At 74.6% G+C, this 13,156-nt stretch carries 14 protein-coding genes; 12 read left to right on the top strand and 2 right to left on the bottom strand.

From position 1 onward, the window contains the following. Positions 1-141: 141 nt before the first annotated feature. Positions 142-636: an inorganic diphosphatase gene (locus tag ACERUJ_RS17025; protein ID WP_370250045.1), complete on the bottom strand. Its 495-nt coding sequence runs from the start codon at positions 634-636 to the stop codon at positions 142-144. Positions 637-769: 133 nt separating this feature from the next. Here ACERUJ_RS17025 and dacB point away from each other — a divergent pair, with 133 nt between their 5' ends. From dacB to folE, 6 genes are all read left to right on the top strand, one after another. Then, on the top strand, positions 770-2,368 hold the full coding sequence (gene dacB / locus ACERUJ_RS17020; protein ID WP_370250044.1) for a D-alanyl-D-alanine carboxypeptidase/D-alanyl-D-alanine-endopeptidase: 1,599 nt from the start codon (positions 770-772) through the stop codon (positions 2,366-2,368). A gap of 67 nt (positions 2,369-2,435) precedes the next feature. After that, positions 2,436-3,464 (top strand): zinc-dependent metalloprotease, encoded by a 1,029-nt coding sequence (locus tag ACERUJ_RS17015; protein ID WP_370250043.1) that lies wholly within the window; start codon positions 2,436-2,438, stop codon positions 3,462-3,464. Positions 3,465-3,489: 25 nt separating this feature from the next. Further along, complete coding sequence (gene tilS / locus ACERUJ_RS17010) at positions 3,490-4,488, top strand: tRNA lysidine(34) synthetase TilS (protein ID WP_370250042.1); 999 nt, start codon at positions 3,490-3,492, stop codon at positions 4,486-4,488. 6 nt (positions 4,489-4,494) lie between these two features. Continuing rightward, on the top strand, positions 4,495-5,046 hold the full coding sequence (gene hpt, locus ACERUJ_RS17005) for a hypoxanthine phosphoribosyltransferase (RefSeq protein ID WP_370250041.1): 552 nt from the start codon (positions 4,495-4,497) through the stop codon (positions 5,044-5,046). A 180-nt stretch (positions 5,047-5,226) separates the two neighbouring features. Next, positions 5,227-7,269, top strand: coding sequence for an ATP-dependent zinc metalloprotease FtsH (gene ftsH, locus ACERUJ_RS17000; protein WP_370250049.1), 2,043 nt, complete (start codon positions 5,227-5,229; stop codon positions 7,267-7,269). Between the two features lie 180 nt (positions 7,270-7,449). Further along, a complete protein-coding gene (gene folE / locus ACERUJ_RS16995; RefSeq protein WP_370250047.1) occupies positions 7,450-8,052 on the top strand; it encodes a GTP cyclohydrolase I FolE in 603 nt (200 codons plus the stop codon). A gap of 53 nt (positions 8,053-8,105) precedes the next feature. On the opposite strand, the gene ACERUJ_RS16990 is transcribed toward folE, so the two are convergent. Beyond that, the gene (locus ACERUJ_RS16990) at positions 8,106-8,723 is read right to left on the bottom strand and encodes a sulfotransferase family 2 domain-containing protein (protein ID WP_370250040.1); all 618 of its coding nucleotides are present in this window, start codon (positions 8,721-8,723) and stop codon (positions 8,106-8,108) included. Between the two features lie 59 nt (positions 8,724-8,782). On the opposite strand from ACERUJ_RS16990, the gene folP reads away from it, so the two are divergent. The 6 genes from folP to ACERUJ_RS16960 all read left to right on the top strand — a co-directional run bounded on the left by folP (position 8,783) and on the right by ACERUJ_RS16960 (position 13,149). Further along, positions 8,783-9,604, top strand: a complete 822-nt coding sequence (gene folP, locus ACERUJ_RS16985; protein ID WP_370250046.1) for a dihydropteroate synthase — start codon at positions 8,783-8,785, stop codon at positions 9,602-9,604. Next, on the top strand, positions 9,601-10,011 hold the full coding sequence (gene folB, locus ACERUJ_RS16980; RefSeq protein WP_370250038.1) for a dihydroneopterin aldolase: 411 nt from the start codon (positions 9,601-9,603) through the stop codon (positions 10,009-10,011). Before folP ends, folB begins: the two co-directional genes overlap by 4 nt. After that, positions 10,004-10,579, top strand: coding sequence for a 2-amino-4-hydroxy-6-hydroxymethyldihydropteridine diphosphokinase (gene folK / locus ACERUJ_RS16975; RefSeq protein WP_370250037.1), 576 nt, complete (start codon positions 10,004-10,006; stop codon positions 10,577-10,579). The genes folB and folK overlap by 8 nt, the downstream gene beginning before the upstream one ends. A gap of 20 nt (positions 10,580-10,599) precedes the next feature. Then, positions 10,600-11,085 carry a DUF3180 family protein gene (locus ACERUJ_RS16970; RefSeq protein WP_370250036.1) on the top strand — a complete coding sequence of 162 codons (486 nt, stop codon included), beginning with the start codon at positions 10,600-10,602 and terminating at the stop codon, positions 11,083-11,085. 5 nt (positions 11,086-11,090) lie between these two features. Then, the gene (locus ACERUJ_RS16965; RefSeq protein ID WP_370250034.1) at positions 11,091-11,816 is read left to right on the top strand and encodes a hypothetical protein; all 726 of its coding nucleotides are present in this window, start codon (positions 11,091-11,093) and stop codon (positions 11,814-11,816) included. A 217-nt stretch (positions 11,817-12,033) separates the two neighbouring features. After that, positions 12,034-13,149, top strand: coding sequence for a GNAT family N-acetyltransferase (locus tag ACERUJ_RS16960; protein WP_370250032.1), 1,116 nt, complete (start codon positions 12,034-12,036; stop codon positions 13,147-13,149). Positions 13,150-13,156 lie beyond the last annotated feature (7 nt).

Raw genomic sequence — 13,156 nt, 5'->3', positions numbered from 1 at the left:
TCACCAGCGGAATGCACCGATTCCGGCCGAGTACCGGTGCATTCCGCTGGTGACGACGGACCATCGCGGCGCGTCCGGAGACGACGGAGCCCCGGGAGGGGACTCCCGGGGCTCCGTCGTGTCGTGCGGGTGGAGCGGGGCTCAGTGGCCGCCGGTCTCCTCGTGGCGCTTGATGGAGGCGAGGACCTCGGCCTCGGCCTCGGCGCGGCCGACCCAGTCGGCGCCCTCGACGGACTTGCCGGGCTCGAGGTCCTTGTAGACCTCGAAGAAGTGCTGGATCTCGAGACGGTCGAACTTGGAGACGTCGCCGAGGTCCTGGAGGTGCTCCAGGCGCGGGTCGGTGGCGGGCACGCACAGCACCTTGTCGTCGCCGCCGGCCTCGTCGGTCATGCGGAACATCGCGATGGCGCGGCACTTGATGAGGCAGCCGGGGAACGTGGGGGCCTGCAGGATGACCATCGCGTCGAGCGGGTCGCCGTCCTGGCCCAGGGTGCCCTCGATGTAGCCGTAGTCGGTGGGGTACTGCGTGGAGGTGAACAGCATCCGGTCGAGGCGGAGTCGCCCGGACTCGTGGTCCACCTCGTACTTGTTGCGCTCCCCCTTGGGGATCTCCACCAGGACGTCGAACTCGAGCACGTGCTTCCTCCGCGGATCCAGGATCAGTCCGGGGCGGCCCCCGGCTCGGGGCACAGTGTCGCGCACAATGTCCCCGGATGCGCACCCAGGTCCGATCCCGGACCGTGCGGCGGGGCGCGGAGGAGGGCACGCGGTGGCGGACGGCGAGCGCACGACGGGCTCCTCGGGGACCCCACGCCCGCCTCGTCGCGGGCGCCGCGCCCTGGCCACGATCGCGGCGTCGGTGGCCCTCGCGCTGCTCGGCGTGACGGTGGGCTGGCAGGCCGGTCTGCTGCCCGACGACGCCGATCGGCGCCTGGACGCGGCGGCCGCGACGGTCGGCGACGCGGTGGGGGACGCGGTGGGCGGGCTGTTCGGCGACGACGCGCGCGGCGACCTGCCCGACGTGCCGGCGGGGCCGGGCACGCTGCCGCCGCCCGAGGGCGTGGACGCCCCGGAGGTCCGGGTGCCCGATCCGGTGGCGCAGCCGAGCGCCCCGACCACCGCGCTGGACGAGGCCGCGGTGCGGCGGGCGCTGCGCGGGCTGCGCGACCCCGTGCTGGGTCGTCACGTGCTGGCCGCGGTGGCCCCCCTGGACGGCGACGGCGCCGGCGCCACGGTGCGGATCACGCGCGGCGCCGGGGCGCGCGGGGTGCCGGCGTCGACGACCAAGCTCGTCACGTCCCTGGCCGCCCTGCTCGCGCTGGGCCCCGACACCCGGTTCACCACCCGTGTGGTCGGGCGGCCGGGCGCCGGCGACGGCCCTCCGGTCCTCACCCTCGTCGGGGGCGGCGACCCCTTCCTCCAGCGCGACGACGTCGACGCCGGCGGCACGCCGTGGGCCTACCCTCCGCGCGCGACGCTGAGCGACCTCGCGGCCCGCACGGCGTCGGCGCTGGCCGAGAACGACCTCGACCGGGTGCGCCTCACCTACGACACCTCGCTGTTCACCGGTCCCGCGGAGAACCCCGCCTGGGAGCCGCTCTACGTCGACTCCGGCGAGGTCAGCCCGATCGCGCCGCTGTGGATCGACGAGGGCCGCCCGCCGAGCCGGCTGGGCCGCGTGGCCGACGCCCCCGCCGAGGCGGCCGCGGCGTTCGCGGCCGAGCTCGCCGCGCAGGGCGTGAGCGTCGTCGGACCGGTGCGCGAGGCGCGCGCGGCCCGCGACACCGCCCCGGTGGCGGCGGTCACCGGACCCGCCGTGGGCCAGATCGTGGAGCGGCTGCTGGAGGTCAGCGACAACGAGGCCGCGGAGGTGCTGCTGCGCCACGTCGGCCTGGCGGTGGCCGGGGAGGGCTCGAGCCGGGCGGGGGTGGCGGCCGTGCGCGCGGTGCTCGCCGAGGCCGGGGTGGACCTCGGCGCCAGCCGGCTGCTCGACGGCTCCGGCCTGTCCCGGCGCAACGACCTGGCGCCCGAGGTGCTGCTCGACGTGCTGCGGCTGGCGGCCTCCCCCGACCGTCCCGAGCTGGGCCCGCTGCTCGCCGGACTGCCCGTGGCCGGCGTCACGGGCTCGCTGGCCACCCGCTTCCTCGACGCGCCCCCGGCGGCGCGTGGCGGGGTGCGCGCCAAGACCGGCACGCTCAGCGGCGTCACCGCACTGGCCGGCCTCGCCCAGGGCCCCGACGGCGCCACGATGGTCTTCGTGCTGATCGCCGACGCCTTCCGGCCCGAGGTGGTGCTGGAGGCGCGCGCCGCCCTCGCCGCCGCCGCGGCGGCCCTCGCCGCGTGCCGGTGCGGTGCGACCGGCGGGTAGGTTCGGGCCCATGGCCAGGGGCGGGAGCAGGGACGGGGGCACGGACGGCGGTCCGGGGGGCGCCGGGATGATCGACTGGGACCTCGCCGTCGGTGTGGCCCACCGGCTCGCCGGCGACGGCCCGTCGGTGCCGCGCGAGGAGGCCCGCGCCGTCGTGGCGGAGCTGCGGGAGGCAGCGGTCGCCTCGGTCGCGCCCGTGCGGGAGTTCACCGGCCTGCACACCCCGCCCGAGCGCGAGGCGCCGGTGCTGGTCGTGGACCGGCGCGCGTGGGCGCAGGCCAACACCGAGGCGTTCGCGGTGCTGATGGAACCGCTCGTGGAGCAGATGACCTCCCGGGTGACCCCCGGCCCGATCGCCCGCGGCATCGGCAGCCGCATCACCGGGCTGGAGGTCGGCGGCCTGCTCGGCTTCCTCGCCGGCAAGGTGCTGGGCCAGTTCGACCCCTTCGCCGCGCCCGACGGCCGGCTCCTGCTCGTGGCCCCCAACATCGTGCAGGTCGAGCGCGAGCTCGACGTCGACCCCCACGACTTCCGGCTCTGGGTGTGCCTGCACGAGGAGACCCACCGGGTGCAGTTCACCGCCGTCCCCTGGCTGCGCGACCACCTCCACGCCCAGGTCGAGACGCTGGCCGGCATGGTGAGCCCGGCGGGCCTGGACGACCTCGTGGCCCGTGTGGCCGGCGGCCTGCGCGAGCTCGGTCCCGGCCGCAGCGGCGGCAGCCTCGTGGACCTGCTCAGCACCCCCGAGCAGCGCGCGGTGCTCGACGGCGTCACGGGCATGATGTCGCTGCTCGAGGGCCACGCCGACGTCGTCATGGACGGCGTCGGGCCGGCGGTCGTGCCGAGCGTCGCGCTGATCCGTGAGCGCTTCACCCAGCGCCGACGCAGCGTGGGCGGCCTCGACCGCGTGCTGCGCCGCCTGCTCGGCTTCGAGGCCAAGCTGGCCCAGTACCGCGACGGCGCCGGCTTCGTGCGCGGCGTCGTCGACCGGGTCGGCATGGAGCAGTTCAACGCCGTGTGGGCCGAGCCCGCGCACCTGCCCACCAAGGCCGAGATCGCCGATCCCGCCGCCTGGGTCACCCGGGTGCTGGGCTGAGGGCCCGCCCGCACCGGGGACCGCGATGAACCGCGAGGGAGCACTGGGGGTGCTGCGCCTGGCCGTGCGCCAGGTGCTCGGCACCGCGCCCGCGTCGCCGCAGGACGGCGGGCCCGCCCCGGTCGTCGTCGCCTGCTCGGGCGGGCCCGACAGCCTGGCCCTGCTGGCCGCGACCGTGGCCGAGCGCGACCGCCACGGGCGCCGCGTGATCGGGGCCGTGGTCGACCACGGACTGCAGGAGGGCAGTGCCGAGCACACCGCCGCCGTCGTGCGTCGCATGGCCGGGCTCGGCGCCGACGAGACGCTGAGCGCCCGGGTGCAGGTCACCCACGACGGTCGCGGCTGGGAGGCCGCGGCCCGCACCGCCCGCTACGACGTGCTGGGCCAGGTCGCGGCCTCGGTGGGCACCGATGTCGTGCTGCTCGGGCACACCCTCGACGACCAGGCCGAGACGGTGCTGCTCGGGCTCACCCGCGGCAGCGGCGGCCGCTCGATCGCCGGGATGCGACGCTCCTTCGAGGTCTTCCACCGCCCCCTGCTCGGGGTGGGCCGCGCGGTCACCCTGGCGGCCTGCGAGGAGCTCGGCGTCGAGCCCTGGCACGACCCGCACAACACCGACCCCCGGTTCACCCGCGCCCGGGTGCGCCACACCGTGCTCCCGATGCTCGAGACCGAGCTCGGCCCCGGGGTGGCCGAGACGCTGGCCCGCACCGCTGAGCTGCTGCGGCCCGACATGGAGGCCCTCGACGACCTGGCCGACCTCGCCTACCTCGAGGCGCGGGTCGAGGACGGCCTCGACGTCGCGGCCCTGGCCGGGCAGCCGGCGGCGATCGTGTCCCGGGTGGTCCGGCTCGCGGCCCTGGCCGCGGGGAGCCCCGCCTCGGAGCTGTTCCACGTCCACGTGACGGGCCTGGTGGCGCTGCTCGCGGGCCGGGTGCGCGGTGAGATCCAGCTGCCCGGCCGGGTCACCGCGCGGCGCGAGGGAGACCGACTGAGGTTCGGCGCGACGGCTGTGGAATCCTAGCGACCCATGGACGCAGCCCACGTCGATGGCGACCTCGTCTCCGTGCTCTTCACCGAGCAGGAGATCCTCGACAAGATCGGCGAGCTCGCCGCCGCGATCGAGCGCGACTACGAGGGCAAGGACCTGCTGCTCGTCGGCATCCTGCGCGGCGCCGTCATGGTGATGGCCGACATGGCGCGGGCCCTGAGCCGCCACGTCGAGCTGGACTGGATGGCGGTGTCCTCCTACGGCTCGGGCACCAAGTCCAGCGGCGTCGTGCGGATCCTCAAGGACCTCGACACCGACATCTCCGGACGCCACGTCGTGATCGTGGACGAGATCATCGACACCGGCCTCACGCTGTCGTGGCTCACCTCCAACCTCTCCTCGCGCAACCCCGCGAGCGTGGAGATCTGCACCCTGCTGCGCAAGCCCGACGCCCTGCAGATGCCGGTGGACGTCAAGTACGTCGGCTGGGACATCCCCGACGAGTTCGTCGTCGGCTACGGCCTGGACTACCGCGAGCGCTACCGCAACCTGCGCGACATCGGCACCCTCGCACCCCACGTCTACTCCTGATCCGGGCCTGATCCGGGCCTGATCGGGCCCTCAGAACGACCCGCGCAGGACGGTTCCGGTGTCGTTTCACCCCGATCGGTGCGGGTCGCGACCAGGGGCCTGAGAGGATGGCAGGGGTCCCGGGTGTGCCGGGCCCCTCGAGCCGTCGTCGCAGCAAGGTGTGAGAAGTCCGTGAAGCGCATGTTGAAGGGTCCCTGGGTCTGGATCGCGGTCGCCGTGATCGGTGTCCTGCTCGCCCTGCAGTTCCTCACCCCTGGCGGGGGCTACGACGAGGTCCCGACCTCGCAGATGGAGCAGTACATCAGCGACGGCCAGGTGAAGGAGATCACCTTCATCGACGGCGACCAGGCCATCGAGGCCACGCTGGTCGACGGCACCCGCGAGGCCGGCGACAAGGTCGTCACCCACTACGTCAACGGCCAGCAGCAGGGCCTGCTCGCGATGGTGCAGGCGCAGCTGGACTCCAACGGCGGCAGCATCGAGAAGGCCAACTCCACCAACCCGCAGCCCAGCTTCCTGGGCAGCCTGCTGTTCACGCTGATCCCGTTCATCCTGATCATCGCGATCTTCATCTGGCTGATGAACAGCGCCCAGGGCGGCGGCCGCGGGGTCATGCAGTTCGGCAAGTCCAAGGCCAAGCTGATCTCCAAGGACATGCCCAAGACCACCTTCGCCGACGTCGCCGGGTGCGACGAGGCGATCGAGGAGCTCGGCGAGATCAAGGAGTTCCTCTCCGAGCCCGCCAAGTTCCAGGCCGTGGGCGCCAAGATCCCCAAGGGCGTGCTGCTCTACGGCCCTCCCGGCACCGGCAAGACCCTGTTGGCCCGCGCCGTCGCCGGCGAGGCCGGCGTGCCGTTCTACTCGATCTCCGGCTCCGACTTCGTCGAGATGTTCGTCGGTGTGGGCGCCAGCCGGGTGCGCGACCTGTTCGAGCAGGCCAAGGAGAACGCGCCGGCCATCGTGTTCATCGACGAGATCGACGCCGTCGGTCGTCACCGCGGCACCGGCATGGGCGGCGGTCACGACGAGCGTGAGCAGACCCTGAACCAGCTGCTCGTGGAGATGGACGGCTTCGACGTGCGCGGCGGCGTCATCCTCATCGCCGCCACCAACCGCCCCGACGTGCTGGACCCCGCGCTGCTGCGCCCGGGCCGCTTCGACCGCCAGATCCAGGTCGACGCCCCCGACCTCAAGGGCCGCGAGAAGATCCTGCGCGTCCACTCCCGCGGCAAGCCGCTGGCCGAGGACATCGACCTGGTCTCCATCGCGCGCCGCACCCCCGGGTTCAGCGGCGCCGACCTGGCCAACGTCCTCAACGAGGCCGCGCTGCTCACCGCGCGCTCCAACCGCAAGACCATCGACAACGCCACGCTCGACGAGGCCATCGACCGCGTCATCGCGGGCCCGCAGCGCCGGACGCGCTTGATGAACGAGCACGAGAAGCTCGTCACCGCCTACCACGAGGGCGGCCACGCCCTGGTGGCGGCCGCGATGCCCGGCAGCGACCCGGTGCACAAGATCACGATCCTGCCGCGCGGTCGCGCGCTGGGCTACACGATGGTGCTGCCCGACCAGGACAAGTACAGCCAGACCCGCTCGGAGCTGCTCGACAAGCTGGCCTACATGCTCGGCGGCCGGGCCGCGGAGGAGCTGATCTTCCACGACCCCACCACGGGTGCGGGCAACGACATCGAGAAGGCCACCAACCTGGCCCGCGCGATGGTCACCCAGTACGGCATGACCGAGCGCCTGGGCGCGATCAAGCTCGGCGGCGACAACTCCGAGCCCTTCCTGGGCCGCGACCTGGGCCACGGGCGCAACTACTCCGAGGACATCGCCGCGATCGTGGACGAGGAGGTCAAGCTGCTGCTGACCACCGCCCACCAGGAGGCCTTCGACGTCCTGGAGGACAACCGCGACGTCCTCGACGCCCTCGTGCTCGAGCTGCTCGACAAGGAGACGCTGGACAAGGACGAGGTCGCCCGGATCTTCGCCGCGCTCAAGCGGCGCCCGGAGCGGCCGGCCTGGACCGGCTCGCCGAACCGCAACCCCAGCGCCATCCCGCCGGTGGAGATCCCGCAGTTCGTGCGCGACCGCGCCGCCCTCAACGGCACCAAGGAGGACAGCGGCCCCGTGGCGGTCGTGACGCCTCCGGGCCCCGACGGCGACCTCCACGGCGAGCCCGGCCTCGGCGGCACCCCGCCGGCGCCCCCGGGCGTCTGAGGTCCCGGGCGTCTGAGGTTCCGGGCGGCTGAGCCCCCGAGGATCCCTCCTCCCCGGCTCCACCCGCTCTGACCTGCGGTTTCCAATTCCACCCGGGCGGGTGAAGGCCCCCTTCACCCCCCGGAGGACATCCGATGGGGTCGCTCCCGACGCCACTACGCTGCCAGAGTGACCGACCCCATCGCCGTCCCGGAGATCGACCCGGACGACCGCCCGCCCTTCGACCACGCCCGCGCCGAAGCGGCGGTGCGCGAGCTGCTCACCGCCATCGGCGAGGACCCCGACCGCGAGGGTCTGCTCGAGACCCCCGCCCGCGTGGCCCGCGCCTTCGCCGAGCTCACCCAGGGCCTGCGCCAGCGGCCCGCCGACGTGCTCACCACCACCTTCGACCTCGGTCACGACGAACTCGTCCTCGTGCGCGACATCGAGTTCTGGTCGATGTGCGAGCACCACCTCGTGCCGTTCTGGGGCAAGGCCCACGTCGGCTACATCCCGGCCGAGAGCGGCAAGATCACCGGCCTGTCCAAGCTGGCGCGGCTCGTGGACGTCTACGCCAAGCGCCCGCAGGTGCAGGAGCGGCTCACCACCCAGGTGGCCGACGCCCTCATGGAGATCCTCGACGCCCGCGGCGCCGTCGTCGTCTTCGAGGCCGAGCACCTGTGCATGACCATGCGCGGCGTCCGCAAGACCGGGGCGCGCACGATCACCTCCGCGGTGCGCGGCGTCATGCGCACCAACGCCGTCACCCGGGCCGAGGCGATGGCGCTCATCCACCGCGGGTGAGCGTCCGGCACCCCTCCCCGCGTGCCGACAGGGCGGGGACGCCCCGTCCCCGCTCAGTCGAACCGGTAGCCGAAGGCCGCGATGTCGACGGCGTACACCTCGGCGACGCGGTCGCGCATCGCCGGGGTGTACTGGGCCCGGTGGTCGCTGGGGGCCCGCGCGCTGTTGCGGTGCTCCACCGCGACGCCGTCCGGCAGGCCGAGGCGGTCGCGCACGGTGTCGAGGTCGGCGGCCAGGCTCTCGGTGCGCCCGATGAAGTCGGCCCGGCGGCCCTGGAAGCGCAGGTAGTCCAGCTGCGGGGTGCGCAGGCGCCGGAAGACGTCGGGGCCCTCGAGCACGAACCGCTCGAAGTCGGCGTAGTCGCGGGCCACCGCGCGCCAGAACGGGTTGTGCTGCAACCGCTCGGGCACCCGCTCCTCGCGCCGGTGCACCATCTGGTGCCAGGACCACAGCCGCGCCCACGGGTCGCGCACGAAGCCGAACACGAAGTGCCCGGCCAGGTCGGGGCGGGTGCGCAGGGCGGTGCGCATCAGCGCGTGCTTGCCGCCGTGCACCTGCTCGTCGAGGCGCTGCGCGTCGGGCACGTGCTCCAGCAGCAGCCGCGAGACCGAGCTGCCGCCGGTCTTCTGCACGTGCACGAAGAGGAAGCGGCGCTCCTCGGACACGATCATGGCGGGCAGCGTAGCGAGCACCGTCCCCGGCGCTGGATAGGGTGCGTGCCGTGCTGGTGATGGGGGTGGTGAACGTGACCCCCGACTCCTTCTCCGACGGCGGGCGGTTCCTCGCCACCGACGCCGCGATCGCCCACGGGCGCGCCCTGCTCGCCCAGGGCGCCGACATCGTCGACGTGGGTGGGGAGTCCACGCGCCCCGGCGCCACCCGCCCGCTGGTGGCCGAGGAGCTCTCGCGGGTGCTGCCCGTGATCGAGGCCCTGGCCGAGGCCGGCGCGCGGGTCTCGGTGGACACGATGCGTGCCGAGGTCGCCGCGGCCGCGCTCGCGGCCGGCGCCACGATCGTCAACGACGTCTCCGGCGGCCTGGCCGACCCCGCCATGCTCGCCACCGTGGCCGCCCGCCCCGAGGCCACGTACATCGCCATGCACTGGCGCGCCCACAGCGACCGGATGCAGGACCTGGCGGTCTACGACGGCCCCGGCGGCGTCGTCGCGGCGGTGCTGACCGAGCTCGGCGCGCGCCGCGACGCCGCGCTGGCCGCCGGCATCGCCCCCGACCGGCTGGTGCTCGACCCCGGGCTGGGGTTCGCCAAGCGCGGCGAGCACAACTGGGACCTGCTCACCGGCCTCGACGCCGTGCAGGGGCTCGGGCAGCCGCTGCTCGTGGGCGCGAGCCGCAAGGCGTTCCTGGGGGCGCTGCTGGCCGACGCCGACGGCGCGCCGCGGCCCGCGCCGGAGCGCGACACCGCCACCCACGCGCTCACCCTGCTGCTCGCCCGGCGCGGGGTCTGGGGGGTGCGGGTGCACGACGTCCGGGGTACCCGTGATGTGCTGGAGGTCTGGAGGCGGCTCGAGGGCCGCGAGGAGGATGAGGAATGAACGACCACACCCACGGCCCCGAGGCCGACGGGCTCGTCGACGAGCTGGCCGTGCTCGGCATCGAGTGCTTCGGCCACCACGGCGTCTTCGAGTTCGAGAAGCGCGAGGGGCAGGTGTTCGTCATCGACCTCGCCCTGGGCATCGACACCCGTCCCGCCGCGGCCTCCGACGAGTTGCACGACACCCTCGACTACGGAAGTCTCGTCACCGCGGTCAAGGCCGCGGTGGAGAACGATCCGGTCGACCTGATCGAGACCCTGGCGCAGCGCATCGCGGACGTCTGCCTGAGCGACGCCCGTGTGGCCTGGGCGAGGGTCACGGTGCACAAGCCGGACGCCCCCATCGAGGCCACGTTCCGCGACGTCGCACTCACGATCACCCGAAAGCGCGAGGGCCAGCATGACTGAGGTTCCCAACCCCAACATCGTCGACGCCGACACCCTCACCGGGGAGATGCGTCCGATCCGTCGGGTCGTGATCTCCCTCGGCTCCAACCTCGGCGACCGGCTCGCCAGCCTGCAGGGCGCGGTCGACGCGCTCGCCGACACCCCCGACGTCTGGGTCACCTCGGTGTCGCCGGTCTACGAGACCGAGCCGCTCGGCACGCCCGAGGGCGTGGAGTCGGGCCCCTACCTCAACGCCGTCGTGCTGCTCGACACCACGCTGGCCGCGAACCGCCTGCTCGACCGGGCCCTGGCCATCGAGGACGCCTACGACCGCGAGCGCGGCGAGCACCGCAACGCCCCCCGCACCCTCGACGTCGACCTCGTCGTGGTCGGCGACCGCCGCAGCGACACCCCGTCGCTGCAGCTGCCCCACCCGCGCGCCCACGAGCGGGCCTTCGTGCTCAAGCCGTGGTTCGACCTCGAGCCCGAGGCGCAGCTCCCGGGCCACGGCCCGATCGCCGACCTGCTGGCCGCGCTCGGCGTCGACGGCATCACCCGGCGCGACGACCTGGTGCTCGAGCAGGCCTGAGCCCACCCGAGCGTGCGGGCATGAACCGCTCCGAGCGGCCCGGTGGCATGTCCACCCTGCCGCCGCGCACCCTGCTGCCCTGGGCGGTGGCGGGCCTGGCGGCCGGCTGGCTGCTGCACCCCGTCTCCGACGCGATGGGCACCCCGCCGGTCGTGGCGACGGTGCAGGTCGTGGGGCTCTACCTCGCCGTCGCCCTCCTGGCGATCCTCGCGCGCTCGACCTGGCGGGCGGTGCAGGTGCACCGTCGTCCGCTGGAGCCCGGCGACGGCCTCAACCGGCTGCTGCTGGCCCGGGCCTGCGCCTACGTCGGCGCCCTGATCGGCGGCGGGTACCTCGGCTACGGCCTGAGCTGGGTGGGCGACCCCGCCGAGCGCGCCGACGAGCGGCTGGTCGGCTCCCTGCTGGCGGCCCTCGCCGGACTGCTGCTCGCCCTCGTGGCGCTGGTGCTGGAGCGCGCGTGTCGCATCGATCCTCCCGACCAGGACCCGCCGACCGACCTAGGGTGAGCGCCATGACTTCCCCGTCGGTCCCCTCGGCGCGCGCCCCGCGGCGTCGGCAGCGCTCCACGCGGCTCGTCCTGGCCGCCTCGCTGATCGCCCTCGCCGCCCTCGGCGCGGTCGTGGCACTGGTCAGCGGCAGCCTCGCGGTCGCCGTCGGTGCGGCGGTGGGCGCCACCGTGCTCGGCGGCGGCGCGGTGCGCCTCACCTACGACGAGCTGCTCGACTCCCGTCGGGAGTCCGCGCGCGACCGCGCCGCGCAGGCCCAGGGCTACCGCGCCCTCACCGAGCAGCGCGTGGCCGAGCAGGCCGAGTACGTCGCCGACACCCAGGGCCGCGTCGCGCGCCTGGAGGCCACCGTCGGGCGGCTGCAGGCGCGACTGGAGGAGAGCGAGCAGCGCGTCGACGTCACCCGCGCCGCCGGCGACGCCGCCCAGCGCGAGCTGCTCGCGTCCCGCGCAGAGGTCGCCCGGCTCACCGCCGAGCGCGACCGGCTCGCCACCCTCGCCGCGCAGAGCGAGCAGGGTGCGGTGCAGGAGCGGGAGGAGGTCGCGGCCGTGCGCGCCGAGCGCGACCAGCTCGTGCGCCGTCTCGAGGACGCCGAGGAGCGCGCCGCCCACGCCGTGGTGCGGGTGGCGGAGCTGGAGCAGGAGCTCGACGTCGTGCTCGCCGAGGTGCGGGCCCAGCACGCCGCCGGCCTGGCCGGCACCGACACCGGCGGGCGGCGCAAGCGCGCCTGACCGGGTTCGGATTCACTGCGTGCCGGCTGTCGTCCCGCTGCGTCTCGCGACGGCGCCGGGGCGCCTCCTCGACGAACGTCGGGGGTCAGCGGCCGTCGAGGAGCGAGCGTCTCGGGACGCGCGCACCCGGGCGGCTGCGGCACGCGAGGCCGGGGCGTGAGGAAGGCGACGTCGTCGGGGTGGGGTGAGCGGGGCCGCGCCGGGTAGGAGGCTGGTCATGGCCACCACGACGCAGAACCGGTTCGAGAGCGATCCCGACACCCTCGTGGAGCAGGTGCCCGACGGGTGGGAGGTCGCCGCCCCCGACGCCACCGACCAGGCCGAGCTGGTCCGGCTCACCGCGCTGCTGCGCGACCACGAGCGGCACGGTCGCGGCTGGCCCGGCGCCGACGTCACCTCGGTGCTCGTGGAGGTCGCCGAGCCCGGACTGGCGACGCGGGAGAACATCGTCGTGCGCGACCCGGCCGGGGTCACGCGGGCCTGGGGGAGCGTGCACGACCGCGCCGGGGGCCGGATGCTGTTCGTGCACGTCGTGGACCGCACCCTCACCCCGCCGCAGGCGCTGCGGTGCTCCCGGCTGCTCGTGGAGTGGGCCCGCGCCCAGGCGTGCGCCGTGGGGGCGGCCCGGGGGCTGGCGGTGCAGCAGATCGACACCGGCTCCTTCGCCGACGACCCCTTCCAGCACGGCCTGCTCACCGACGCCGGCTTCACCCGGGTGCGCCGTTGGTGGCAGATGAGCCGACCGGTCGTGGGTGAGGACGCCGCGATCGTGTCCGACCCCGCCGGCTGGACCCGCGGCGGCGTGCGGTTCCGGCCGCTGACCGCGGGGCCCGACGACGAGCCGATGCCCGCCGACGTCCGCGCCGTGCACGCGGTCGTGGAGGGCTCCTTCCGCGACCACTTCAACCACCTGCCCGAGACCTGTGAGGAGTTCGTGCACCGCCTGCGCACGACCCCGGGCCACCGGTTCGACCACTGGTGGCTGGCCGAGCTCGTCGACGACTCAGGGACCGCGGCCCCGCGGCCGGTCGGCGCGCTCGTCGCCACCGAGATCGCCGCCGCGCCCGCCGTCCCGGGTGATCCCGACGCCAAGCCGGACCCCGGCGGCTCCTACGTCGAGTACCTCGGCGTGCTCGGCGAGGCGCGCGGGCGGGGCGTGGCCACGGGCCTGCTCGACACCGTCGTCGCCGACGCCGCCCGCCGCGGTCGCGACCGGGTCGGCCTCGAGGTCGACGCCGACTCACCCACCGGCGCCGACCGGCTCTACCTCGCCCGCGGCTGGCGCACGTCCTACACCACCGAGTCCTGGCACCTCGACGTCCCCGTCGGCTGAGCCCACC

Origin of the sequence: Nocardioides sp., from assembly GCF_964228225.1 — a bacterium.
In the GTDB taxonomy this organism is placed as follows: Bacteria; Actinomycetota; Actinomycetes; order Propionibacteriales; family Nocardioidaceae; genus Nocardioides.
Note: the sequence above shows the minus strand (reverse complement) of the source record. Positions and strands in the feature narration are given on the sequence as shown.

What these genes read in the sequence shown, in the direction of transcription:
- ACERUJ_RS16965 (WP_370250034.1), top strand. Translation starts at nt 11,091, where the DNA reads ATGACTTCCCCGTCGGTCCCCTCGGCGCGCGCCCCGCGGCGTCGGCAG.
- ACERUJ_RS16970 (WP_370250036.1), top strand. Translation starts at nt 10,600, where the DNA reads ATGAACCGCTCCGAGCGGCCCGGTGGCATGTCCACCCTGCCGCCGCGC.
- ACERUJ_RS17015 (WP_370250043.1), top strand. Translation starts at nt 2,436, where the DNA reads ATGATCGACTGGGACCTCGCCGTCGGTGTGGCCCACCGGCTCGCCGGC.
- ACERUJ_RS16990 (WP_370250040.1), bottom strand. Translation starts at nt 8,723, where the DNA reads ATGATCGTGTCCGAGGAGCGCCGCTTCCTCTTCGTGCACGTGCAGAAG.
- folK (WP_370250037.1), top strand. Translation starts at nt 10,004, where the DNA reads ATGACTGAGGTTCCCAACCCCAACATCGTCGACGCCGACACCCTCACC.
- ACERUJ_RS16960 (WP_370250032.1), top strand. Translation starts at nt 12,034, where the DNA reads ATGGCCACCACGACGCAGAACCGGTTCGAGAGCGATCCCGACACCCTC.
- tilS (WP_370250042.1), top strand. Translation starts at nt 3,490, where the DNA reads ATGAACCGCGAGGGAGCACTGGGGGTGCTGCGCCTGGCCGTGCGCCAG.
- folP (WP_370250046.1), top strand. Translation starts at nt 8,783, where the DNA reads ATGGGGGTGGTGAACGTGACCCCCGACTCCTTCTCCGACGGCGGGCGG.
- ftsH (WP_370250049.1), top strand. Translation starts at nt 5,227, where the DNA reads ATGTTGAAGGGTCCCTGGGTCTGGATCGCGGTCGCCGTGATCGGTGTC.
- hpt (WP_370250041.1), top strand. Translation starts at nt 4,495, where the DNA reads ATGGACGCAGCCCACGTCGATGGCGACCTCGTCTCCGTGCTCTTCACC.
- folB (WP_370250038.1), top strand. Translation starts at nt 9,601, where the DNA reads ATGAACGACCACACCCACGGCCCCGAGGCCGACGGGCTCGTCGACGAG.